Source organism: Rhodanobacter sp. FW104-R8 (genome assembly GCF_001617365.1).
Taxonomy (GTDB): Bacteria; Pseudomonadota; Gammaproteobacteria; order Xanthomonadales; family Rhodanobacteraceae; genus Rhodanobacter.
Genome location: NZ_LVJR01000005.1, coordinates 51,089 through 61,451, shown reverse-complemented (window position 1 = coordinate 61,451; position 10,363 = coordinate 51,089). Strand labels below are relative to the sequence as shown.

The 10,363-nt window shown below is 67.6% G+C and carries 11 protein-coding genes, 1 tRNA gene and 1 pseudogene; 9 read left to right on the top strand and 4 right to left on the bottom strand.

Going from position 1 to position 10,363, the window contains the following annotated elements:
• Positions 1 to 154 precede the first annotated feature (154 nt).
• The 4 genes from RHOFW104R8_RS00905 to RHOFW104R8_RS00890 all read left to right on the top strand — a co-directional run bounded on the left by RHOFW104R8_RS00905 (position 155) and on the right by RHOFW104R8_RS00890 (position 3,378).
• Positions 155 to 751 carry an aminodeoxychorismate/anthranilate synthase component II gene (locus RHOFW104R8_RS00905; protein WP_068092504.1) on the top strand — a complete coding sequence of 199 codons (597 nt, stop codon included), beginning with the start codon at positions 155 to 157 and terminating at the stop codon, positions 749 to 751.
• The gene (gene trpD, locus RHOFW104R8_RS00900; protein WP_068092507.1) at positions 748 to 1,806 is read left to right on the top strand and encodes an anthranilate phosphoribosyltransferase; all 1,059 of its coding nucleotides are present in this window, start codon (positions 748 to 750) and stop codon (positions 1,804 to 1,806) included. Before RHOFW104R8_RS00905 ends, trpD begins: the two co-directional genes overlap by 4 nt.
• 97 nt (positions 1,807 to 1,903) lie before the next feature.
• Positions 1,904 to 2,698, top strand: a complete 795-nt coding sequence (gene trpC, locus RHOFW104R8_RS00895) for an indole-3-glycerol phosphate synthase TrpC (protein WP_068092510.1) — start codon at positions 1,904 to 1,906, stop codon at positions 2,696 to 2,698.
• A 5-nt stretch (positions 2,699 to 2,703) separates the two neighbouring features.
• Positions 2,704 to 3,378: a haloacid dehalogenase-like hydrolase gene (locus RHOFW104R8_RS00890; protein ID WP_068092701.1), complete on the top strand. Its 675-nt coding sequence runs from the start codon at positions 2,704 to 2,706 to the stop codon at positions 3,376 to 3,378.
• A 57-nt stretch (positions 3,379 to 3,435) separates the two neighbouring features.
• On the opposite strand, the pseudogene RHOFW104R8_RS18015 reads toward RHOFW104R8_RS00890, so the two are convergent.
• Positions 3,436 to 3,555 (bottom strand): annotated as a pseudogene (locus RHOFW104R8_RS18015) (sulfite exporter TauE/SafE family protein); the annotation flags it as partial.
• A 220-nt stretch (positions 3,556 to 3,775) separates the two neighbouring features.
• Positions 3,776 to 4,477 carry a cAMP-activated global transcriptional regulator CRP gene (crp, locus tag RHOFW104R8_RS00885; protein ID WP_201028686.1) on the bottom strand — a complete coding sequence of 234 codons (702 nt, stop codon included), beginning with the start codon at positions 4,475 to 4,477 and terminating at the stop codon, positions 3,776 to 3,778.
• Positions 4,478 to 4,767: 290 nt separating this feature from the next.
• On the opposite strand from crp, the gene speD reads away from it, so the two are divergent.
• Complete coding sequence (gene speD, locus RHOFW104R8_RS00880) at positions 4,768 to 5,553, top strand: adenosylmethionine decarboxylase (protein ID WP_068092516.1); 786 nt, start codon at positions 4,768 to 4,770, stop codon at positions 5,551 to 5,553.
• A gap of 92 nt (positions 5,554 to 5,645) precedes the next feature.
• Here speD and coq7 read toward each other — a convergent pair whose 3' ends face one another.
• On the bottom strand, positions 5,646 to 6,287 hold the full coding sequence (coq7, locus tag RHOFW104R8_RS00875; protein ID WP_068092519.1) for a 2-polyprenyl-3-methyl-6-methoxy-1,4-benzoquinone monooxygenase: 642 nt from the start codon (positions 6,285 to 6,287) through the stop codon (positions 5,646 to 5,648).
• A gap of 327 nt (positions 6,288 to 6,614) precedes the next feature.
• Here coq7 and rplM point away from each other — a divergent pair, with 327 nt between their 5' ends.
• The 4 genes from rplM (at position 6,615) to RHOFW104R8_RS00855 (ending at position 9,624) form a co-directional block, all read left to right on the top strand.
• On the top strand, positions 6,615 to 7,043 hold the full coding sequence (rplM, locus tag RHOFW104R8_RS00870; protein ID WP_068092522.1) for a 50S ribosomal protein L13: 429 nt from the start codon (positions 6,615 to 6,617) through the stop codon (positions 7,041 to 7,043).
• A gap of 9 nt (positions 7,044 to 7,052) precedes the next feature.
• Positions 7,053 to 7,445: a 30S ribosomal protein S9 gene (gene rpsI / locus RHOFW104R8_RS00865; protein WP_068092527.1), complete on the top strand. Its 393-nt coding sequence runs from the start codon at positions 7,053 to 7,055 to the stop codon at positions 7,443 to 7,445.
• A 12-nt stretch (positions 7,446 to 7,457) separates the two neighbouring features.
• Positions 7,458 to 7,532 (top strand) — tRNA-Gln (locus RHOFW104R8_RS00860).
• A 196-nt stretch (positions 7,533 to 7,728) separates the two neighbouring features.
• Positions 7,729 to 9,624: a chloride channel protein gene (locus RHOFW104R8_RS00855; RefSeq protein ID WP_068092529.1), complete on the top strand. Its 1,896-nt coding sequence runs from the start codon at positions 7,729 to 7,731 to the stop codon at positions 9,622 to 9,624.
• 65 nt (positions 9,625 to 9,689) lie between these two features.
• On the opposite strand, the gene rpiA is transcribed toward RHOFW104R8_RS00855, so the two are convergent.
• Positions 9,690 to 10,331, bottom strand: coding sequence for a ribose-5-phosphate isomerase RpiA (gene rpiA, locus RHOFW104R8_RS00850; protein WP_068092530.1), 642 nt, complete (start codon positions 10,329 to 10,331; stop codon positions 9,690 to 9,692).
• Between the last annotated feature and the right edge of the window lie 32 nt (positions 10,332 to 10,363).

Below are 10,363 nucleotides of genomic sequence, written 5' to 3'. Positions count from 1 at the left end.
GATGCGGATGGGGCAAGGGTGGTACGGGATAAGGCACAATGTATGGCCACGCGTGAGGCATCGATTGCAGCGATGAAAATCGTGGTTGCCGCTGCTGGCGCTGTTTCGGACTGCCGTCAGTGTCGCGTAATGGAAACAAAGAGATAGGTTGCATATGCTCCTGATGATCGACAACTACGACAGCTTCACCTACAACCTCGTGCAGTACCTGGGCGAGCTGGGGCAGGCGGTCCAGGTGGTGCGCAACGATGCGCTGGACGTGGCCGGCATCCGCGCGCTCAAGCCCTCGCACATTATGATCTCGCCGGGGCCGGGCACGCCGGACGATGCGGGCGTGTCGCTGGACGTGCTGCGCGAGCTGGCCGGCGAGATCCCGGTGTTCGGCGTGTGCCTGGGCCACCAGGCGATCGGCCAGGCGTTCGGCGGCAAGGTGATCCGCGCGAAGCGGATCATGCACGGGAAGACTTCGCCGGTGATCCATCGCGGGCAGGGCGTGTTTGCCGGGCTGCCGAATCCGTTCGAGGCCACGCGCTACCACTCGCTGGTGGTGGAGCAGTCGTCGCTGCCCGACTGCCTGGAAGTCACCGCATGGACGGAAAACCCGGACGGCTCGGTCGACGAGATCATGGGCCTGCGCCACCGGACGCTGGCGGTCGAGGGCGTGCAGTTCCACCCCGAGTCGATCCTCACCCAGCACGGCCACGACCTGCTGCGCAATTTCCTGGGCCAGCCGCTGAGGGCGGCGGCATGAACGGCCACGCCCGCGCGATCACCATCACACCGCAGGAGGCCCTGCAGCGCACGATCGAGCACCGCGAGATCTTCCACGACGAGATGATCGCGCTGATGCGCCAGATCATGAACGGCGAGGTGAGCCCGCTGATGACCGCGGCGATCATCACCGGCCTGCGCGTGAAGAAGGAAACCGTGGGCGAGATCACCGGCGCGGCGCGGGTGATGCGCGAGCTGTCGGCGAAGGTGGACGCGCCGCCGCACCCGCACTTCGTCGACATCGTCGGCACCGGCGGCGACGGCGCCTCCAGCTTCAACATCTCCACCTCGGCGATGTTCGTGGCGGCGGCGGCCGGTGCGTGCATCGCCAAGCACGGCGGGCGCAGCGTGTCGTCGAAGTCCGGCAGCGCCGACGTGCTGGAGGCGCTGGGCGCGGCGATCGAATTGCCGCCGGCGCAGGTCGCGCAATGCATGGCCGAGACCGGCATCGGTTTCATGTTCGCGCCGAACCACCATCCCGCGATGAAGGTGGTGGCGCCGGTGCGCAAGGAAATGGGCGTGCGCACGCTGTTCAACATCCTCGGGCCGCTGACCAATCCGGCCGGCGCGCCGAACATCCTGATGGGCGTGTTCCATCCCGACCTGGTCGGCATCCAGGTGCGCGTGCTGCAGCAGCTCGGCGCGCGGCACGCGCTGGTGGTGTGGGGCCGCGACAGCATGGACGAGATCTCGCTGGGTGCGGCCACCCTGGTCGGCGAACTGCGCGATGGCGTGGTGCGCGAGTACGAAGTGGAGCCGGAGGATTTCGGCCTGGCAATGGCGTCCAGCCGCAACCTGCGCGTGGAAAATGCGGAAGAATCGAAGGCGATGCTGCTGGAAGCGCTGCAGGGCCGCCAGGGCATACCGCACGACATCGTCTGCCTGAACGCCGGCGCGGCACTTTACACGGCCGATGTGGTCGGCTCGATCGGCGACGGCATCGAACTGGCCCGCGCCACGATTGCCAGCGGCGCGGCGCATGCGAAAATGCGGTCGTTCGTGGCGGCGACCCGCCGGCTTGCGGGCCAATCGTAGGAGCGCACCCTGTGCGCGAAAACCACACACCCTTCGCGCAAAAACCTGTAGGCCGGCACACCATGGTTCCATCGCGCTACAGCAACAGTGAGACGCCATGACTGACATCCTCAATCGCATTCTTGCCCGCAAGGCGGAAGAGATTGCCGAACGCCGGGCCCGGCTGCCCGAGGCCGAGCTGGCCGCGCGCATCGCCGACCTGCCCGCCACCCGCGGCTTCGCCGCCGCGATCGAGGCGAAGATCGACGCCGGCCTGCCGGCGGTGATCGCCGAGGTGAAGAAGGCCAGCCCCAGCAAGGGCGTGATCCGGCCGGATTTCGACCCGGCCGCGATCGCGCGCAGCTACGAGGCCGCCGGCGCGGCCTGCCTGTCGGTGCTGACCGACAGCGATTTCTTCCAGGGCAGCGAGGCGTTCCTGCAGCAGGCCCGCGAGGCGTGCTCGCTGCCGGTGCTGCGCAAGGATTTCATCATCGACCCGTACCAGGTGCAGGAGGCGCGGGCGATCGGCGCCGACTGCGTGCTGCTGATCGTGTCGGCGCTGGACGACGACGTGCTGCTGCAGCTGTCGCTGCAGGCCGCCGAACTCGACCTGGACGTGCTGTGCGAAGTGCACGACGAGGAAGAGATGGAGCGCGCGATGGCGCTGCCAGTGCCGCTGGTCGGCGTCAACAACCGCAACCTGCGCAGCTTCGAGACTTCGCTGGAGACCTCGCTGGTGCTGCAGGGGCTGATCGAGTACGACCGCATCCTGGTGGCCGAGTCCGGCATCCACACGCCGGAAGACGTGGCCTACCTGCGCGCGGGCGGCATCCAGGCGTTCCTGGTCGGCGAGGCGTTCATGCGCGCCGAGGATCCGGGCAGCGAGCTCAAGCGGCTGTTCGCCCTGCCGTGACCGTCATGCCGGAAGGGGAGGCGGGGGCCGCGCCGCCGCGGGTGGTGCTGTTCGATTTCGACGGTGTGCTGATCCGCGGCGACTCGTTTTACCAGTTCATGCGGGAACGCTATCGGCGCTCGCCGTGGCGCTGCGCGCTGGCCTTGCTGTGTTCGCCGCTGCTGCTGTTGCAGCGTCCGTTCTCGCGACGCTGGCCGATGTACACGCTGGTGCGCATCGCCTTGCTGGGGCTGGGCGAGCGGCGCTACCAGGCGGCGGCGAACACGTTCGCCGCCACGCTGGCGCGCCGGCCGAGGCAGTTCTGCCGCGATGGCCTGCAGGCGCTTCGCCGGCACCAGCTGGCGGGGGATCGCGTGCTCGTGGTGACCGGCTGCGAACACGCCCTGGCCAGCGGCATCCTGCAGCAACTGGGCCTCACCGGGCTGGAAGTGCTGGCCTCGCAGCTGCGGCCGGGATGGTTCGGCATGCGGCTGCTGCGACACAACGTGGGTCAGCTCAAGGTGCAGTCGCTGGCCGAGCACGGGATCGCCGCCTGGCAGGTCGCCTACGGCGATTCGATGTACGACGCGGCGATGCTGAAGCTGGCCGCCGAGGCGGTGCTGGTCAACGGCACGCCCGCGCTGTGCAAGAAAGTGGAGAAGGCGCTGGGCCGGGCGATTACCCGCGTCGAGTGGTTCTGACCGCCCCGCGGAGAATCGCCACCACTGGCGCGCCAGCTGACCCAGGCCGATCAGCACGATCAGGCTGCCCACCGCCGCCATCACGGCGCGTTCGGGCAGGTGCCGCACCAGCCAAGCGACGAACGGCGCGGCGATCGCGCCGGGGACCGCCAGCTGCCAGAACAGCCGCCAGCGCACGTTGCCGAACCAGGCATGCGAGGCGCCGGACACGCCGGCGGCAGGCCCAGCGCCAGCAGGATCGAGTTGGAGACCAGGCCATGGGCCATGCCCAGCGCGCCGTCGGCCAGTTGGGCGGGCAGGCCGGCCCGACGAAGATGAAAAACCGTCCGCAATCCAAGCGCGGCCTCGCAACCGGTGGCGGCGAATGCCCGCAGCCGGCCAGGGGCGCTCCGCGCGGTCAGCGCGTGCCGCGCACCACGATGGTCTTGCCGGAGACGTCGATCATCCGCTGTTCCTCCAGTTGCTTGAGCACGCGGCCGACCATCTCGCGCGAGCAGCCCACGATCCGGCTCACTTCCTGGCGCGAGATACGAATCTGGGTGCCGTCCGGGTGGGTCATCGAGTCCGGCTCCTGGCACAGGTCCAGCAGGGTGCGCGAGATGCGGTTGGTGACGTCCATGAACGCCATCCGGCTGACCTGGCGCGAGGTGCGCAGCAGGCGGTTGGTGAGCTGCGAGCCGATCGCGAACAGGATCTTCGGGCACTCCTCGCGCAGCGGGCCCTCCATCAGCTGGAACAGCCGTTCGTAGCTGATCTCGGCCATCTCGCAGGCGGTGCGCGTGCGCACCATCGACTCGCGCTGGGCCTGCTCCACGAACAGTCCCATCTCGCCGATGAACTGGCCGCGGCTGATGTAGGCCAGGATCAGCTCGCGCCCCTGCTCGTCCTCGGTGCACACGGCCAGCGAGCCGTCGATCACGTAGTACAGCGTGTTGGCCGGGTCGCCGGGGCGGATGATCGCGGTCTTGCCCGGGTAGCGCCGGCGGTGGCACAGCGCCAGGAAGCGCTCCATCGCGGCGGGGTCGGGGGCAAAGCCGAGTGGCGCCTGCGAGCGTTCGAAAGCCTGTTGGAGCTGGTACTTGAGTTGCGCCACGTCTATCCCCCACAGATGGTTGTAGTCACAGCGGCGGTCATTGCCACACGGCACTGCTTGTCCGCGGACCATCCCTGCAAGCATGGCATTATGGCAAACCTGAAGAATTGCGGCAGGTTCAATTTCTCTTTCTTTTGCCTCATACTTCGCGGTCTCCCGGATGCGGCAGGATTGTCGCATGCGGTACACAAGGGTCGTGCAGGCTGCGCGCCTGCACTTCACACCATACCGCGGGGACCCTTGTCGCTAACCCGCCTCTGCTGCTGGCCGAACATATCGGTCATGGAGAGCCGCCTGTGGTCAAGCCACTCCCCCGTCTGCGCCTGCAAGGTTTCAACAACCTGACCAAGGCACTGAGCTTCAACATCTACGACATCTGCTATGCGGTGTCCGAAGACCAGCGCCAGCGCTACATCGAGTACATCGACGAGCAGTACGACGCCGACCGGCTCACCCAGATCCTCACAGACGTGGCCGAGATCATCGGCGCGAACATCCTCAACGTGGCCCGCCAGGACTACGACCCGCAGGGCGCCTCGGTGACCATCCTGATCTCCGAGGAGCCGGTGGTCGAGAAGCTGGGCCGCGATTCGATCGCGGGCGCGGTGGTGGCGCACATGGACAAGAGCCACATCACCGTCCACACCTACCCGGAAACGCACCCGCACAACGGCATCGCCACGTTCCGAGCGGACATCGACGTGGCCACCTGCGGCGTGATCTCGCCGCTGAAGGCCCTGAACTACCTGATCGACAGCTTCGAGTCCGACATCGTGATCGCGGACTACCGCGTACGCGGTTTCACCCGCGACGTGAAGGGCAAGAAGCACTTCATCGACCACAAGATCAATTCGGTGCAGGACTACCTGGCCAAGCACATCCGCCAGAAGTACGAGATGTTCGACGTCAACGTGTACCAGGAGAACATGTTCCACACGAAGATGCACATCAAGGACTTCGACCTCGACACCTACCTGTTCGAGGCGCATGCCGACGACCTCTCGTTCAAGGAACGCCAGCGCATCGAATCGCTGCTGCGCCGCGAGATCGAGGAACTGTTCCACGGCCGCAACCTGATGTGACGAAAAACCCGCCGTGAAGGCGGGTTTTTTGTAGGAGCGCACCCTGCTCGCGAAAGGGCCACCGCAATGGTGATCGCGCAGAGGGTGCGCTCCTACACGCGGTACGCCACTGTCTTCATCACCATCGAACTCAGGCGCATTAGTTGCGGCAGCGGGAACGGCAGTTCAATGCCGCCGCGCTGCTGCGCGGCCTGTGCGTGGCAGATCTCGTCGGCCTGCATCTGCGCCAGCACGGCGCGCGAGCGCCCGTCCTGCACGGGCAGCCTTTCCAGGTGCTCGGCCAGGTGCGCTTCCACCTGGCGCTCGGTCTCGACTACGAAGCCCAGGCTGACCGGGTCGCCGGCCAGTGCGGCGGCGGCGCCGATCGCGTAGCTGCCGGCGTACCACAGCGGATTGAGCAGGCTGGGCCGGCTGTCCAGCTGGCCCAGCCGCTCGGCGCACCAGGCCAGGTGGTCGGTTTCCTCGGTCGCGGCATGCAGCAGGTGCCGGCGGTTGTCGGTGTCGCGCGCCAACGCGGCCTGGCCGAAGTACAGCGCCTGCGCGCAGACCTCGCCGGTGTGGTTGATGCGCATCAATCCGGCGGCGTGGCGGCGTTCGGCATCGTCCAACTCCGCCTCGGCGACGCCGGCGGCGGGCGAGCGGCGGTGCGCCGGGGGCGTGCCGGCGATCGCTTCCAGCGCGCGTTCGCAGCCGGCGAGCAGGCGGTCGAGGGGGCTCAGCGTACGCACGCTCATGGGGTTTCCCGTGGCAGTTGTTCGGTCAGCAGAAAGGGCGCCGGGTCGGCCAGGTCAGCTCTGGCGTGCCGATGCCGGCAGCAGCCGATATTGGACGACAACCGCGCCTGCGGTTCCAGCGTGGCGGCTCGCCGCGCCTGTCGCCACGTACAGGGGGCTTTTCAAGCGGCCTGGCGGTCATGCTATCATTGCCAACTCAACAGCTCGCCGGCCGGTGGGCTTGCGCCATGGATGACGGCTCCGCTATCATCTCGCGCCTTTGTTCCACCGAAGCATGCTTTCCTGAATCATGCGTACCGCCTCACGGCGGCAGACAGGTATTCTGAAATGAAAACGTTTAGCGCCAATGCCGACAACGTCAAGCGCGACTGGTTCGTGGTCGATGCCACGAACAAGACGCTCGGTCGCCTGTCGACCGAGATCGCCCGTCGCCTGCGCGGCAAGCACAAGCCGGAATACACCCCGCACTGCGACACCGGCGATTATATCGTGGTGGTCAACGCGCAGAAGGTGGCGGTCACCGGCGCCAAGCTGGACGACAAGATGTACCACCGCTTCACCGGCTACGTGGGCAACCTGAAGACCACCAGCCTGAAGGACCTGCTGGCGACCTACCCGGAGCGCGTGATCGAGATCGCCGTCAAGGGCATGCTGCCGAAGAACCCGCTGGGCCGCGAGATGTACCGCAAGCTCAAGGTCTATGGTGGCGCCGAGCATCCGCATACCGCACAGCAGCCGCAGGCGCTGGAAATCTAAGGAACCCTCATGACGATCCAGCAGAATTACGGCACCGGCCGCCGCAAGACCTCCGCCGCTCGCGTGTTCCTGCGCAAGGGCAAGGGCGAAATCGTGGTCAACGGCAAGTCGCTCGAGCAGTTCTTCGGCCGCGAGACCTCGTGCATGATCGTGCGCCAGCCGCTCGAACTGACCCAGAGCACCGACAAGTTCGACATCAAGGTGACGGTCGCCGGCGGCGGTATCACCGGCCAGGCCGGCGCGATCCGCCTGGGCATCGCCCGCGCGCTGATCGAGTACGACGAAAGCCTGAAGTCGCCGCTGCGCAAGGCCGGCTTCGTGACCCGCGACGCCCGCGAGGTCGAGCGCAAGAAGGTCGGTCTGCACAAGGCACGTCGCGCCACGCAGTTCTCGAAGCGCTAAACTGAGCTTCCTAGCCCCGTCGCCAAGCGGTAAGGCACCTGACTCTGACTCAGGCATTCGGTGGTTCGAATCCATCCGGGGCTGCCAATCCAGACGCTGATGCCGCCGCAACTGCGGCGCTTCGGCACCAAAGCCCGCCTCATGGCGGGCTTTTTCGTTGCCTGCGGCCGGCACTGTCGTCGCGGATGGCGCATGAAATTACGAGTCAATTCATGGACTTCCGCCCTTCGGTTTTGCGCCGCCGCAGCGTAAAATTTGCGGCTTTGTCCCCGCGGGCTGATCCATGACTGCAAGCGAAAACGAGCCGGGTCGTCCGGCCGTGCAAACCGAAGGCAGCACCGACGCCCTGCCGCTTGCGCCGACGATGGGCATGAGCCTGGACGCGGCGAAGATGCCGCGCCGATCGACCCTGGTCGACCGGCGCGTCCTGCGGATCACCGCGGTGTCGATCGTGCTGGGCGTGCTGGCGGCGCTGATCGCCAAATTGCTGACCGCGCTGATCGGCGTGGTGACGAACCTGGCGTTCTACGGCCGCTGGTCCACCGCGTTTTCGTCGCCCGCCGACGCGGTGCCGCATCTGGGCTGGTGGGTGGTGCTGGTGCCGGTGGCCGGCGGGTTGATCGTCGGCGTGATGGCGCGCTGGGGCTCGCGCGCGATCCGTGGCCACGGCATTCCCGAGGCGATGGAGCAGGTGCTGCTGAACGAATCGAAGATCCCACCGCGGATCACGTTCCTGAAGCCGATCTCCTCGGCGATCGCGATCGGCACCGGCGGCCCGTTCGGCGCCGAGGGCCCGATCATCGCCACCGGCGGCGCGCTGGGCTCGTTCATCGGCCAGGTGCTCAAGGTCACCGGCAGCGAGCGCAAGGTGCTGCTGGCGGCGGGCGCGGCGGCCGGCATGGCGGCGGTGTTCTCCGCGCCGATCGCGGCGGTGGTGCTGGCGGTGGAACTGCTGCTGTTCGAACTGCGCCCGCGCTCGCTGATCCCGGTGGCGCTGGCCTGCGTCGCGGCCACCGGCATGCGTTACCTGCTGCAGGGCACCACCCCGGTGTTCCAGATGCCGGTGCTGGCCGCGCCCGGCGCGATGGCGCTGTTCCTGTACGTGCTGATCGGCGCACTGATCGGCGTGGTCAGCGTGTGGACCACGCGGCTCGTGTACGGCATCGAGGACTGGTTCGAGAAGCTGCCGATCCACTGGATGTGGTGGCCGGCGCTCGGCGGCGTGGTGGTCGGCGTGGTGGGCTACTTCGCGCCGCTGACGCTGGGCGTGGGCTATACCAACATCGAGAACATCCTCAACGGCCGGCTGACCCTGGCCGCGCTGGCGTTCCTGTGCGTGATGAAGTTCCTGTCCTGGTCGATCGCGCTGGGCAGCGGCACCTCCGGTGGCACGCTGGCGCCGCTGTTCACCATCGGCGGCGCGCTGGGCGCGTCGATCGGCATCGGCATCGCCGCGCTGGCGCCGCAGATCGGCATGGATCCGCGCATCGCCGCGCTGGTCGGCATGGCGGCGATCTTCGCCGGCGCCTCGCGCGCGCTGCTCACCGCGGTGGTGTTCGCGTTCGAGACCACCGGCCAGCCGGTCGGCCTGCTGCCGCTGCTGGGCGGCTGCACCGCGGCCTACCTGATCTCGGCGCTGATGATGCGCAACACCATCATGACCGAGAAGATCGTGCGCCGCGGCGTGCGCGTGCCGTCTGAATACGTGGCCGATTACCTCGACCAGGTCGGCGTGGACGAGGCCTGTTCGCGCAACGTGGTGACCCTCAAGGCCAGCCAGACGCTGGCCGAGGTACGCCGCTGGCTGGCCGAGGAGTTGCCGCAGGCGCAGCACCAGGGTTATCCGGTGGTGGACGAGCGCGGCCACGTGCAGGGCGTGCTGACCCGGCGCAGCCTGCTCGATCCGCAGTGGCACTACACGCTGACCTTGAGCGAACTCGTCACGCGGCCGCCGATCGCGGTCAGCGAAAGCCATTCGCTGCGCGAGGCGGCCGACCACATGGTCGCCGAGAGCGTGGGCCGGCTGGTGGTGGTGAGCAAGGACGACCCGCACAAGCTGGTCGGCATCATCACCCGCGGCGACATCCTCGCGGCGCACGCACGGCGCCTGCGCGAGGCGCGCCATTCCGCGCGGTACCTGCGTTTTCGCGACGGGCTGAAGCCGCGGCCGGCGCCATAAGGCGGCCGGCGCCGAAACAAAAAACGGCCCGTGCGGGCCGTTTTCATGGACGACGGCGCGGCGGATCACATCTCCCTGTCGCCGACCAGCACCACGTCGGCCGGCCGCCGCGCGAACAGGCCGACCGTGACGATGCCGGGCAGCTGGTTCAGCTCGCTTTCCAGCGCGGCCGGATCGGCGATCTGCCAGCCGTGCACGTCGATGATCCAGTTGCCGTTGTCGGTGACCACGCCGTCGCGCCACACCGGGTGGCCGCCGCGCTTGACGATTTCGCGGCCGATCAGGCTACGCGCCATCGGGATCACCTCGATCGGTACCGGGAACTTGCCGAGCAGCTCGACCCGCTTGCTGGCATCGATGATGCAGACGAACTTCTCGCTGGCCGCTGCCACGATCTTCTCGCGGGTCAGCGCGGCGCCGCCGCCCTTGATCAGGCGCTTGTACGGGTCGCATTCGTCGGCGCCGTCGACGTAGAGCGCCAACGGGCCGGTGGCGTTGAGGTCGAGCACCGGGATGCCCAGCTTCTTCAGCTGCGCGGTGGACTGTTCCGAGCTGGACACCGCGCCCTGGATGCGCTGCTTCAGGTCGGCCAGCGCGTCGATGAAGAACGCCACGGTGGAGCCGGTGCCGACGCCGACGACGGCACCGTCCTCGACGTAGCGGATCGCGGCTTCGCCAGCCAGCTTCTTCTCGTTTGCGTTGCTCATCGGTGGATTCCGGTGGAGGGTGGTCGGGCGGC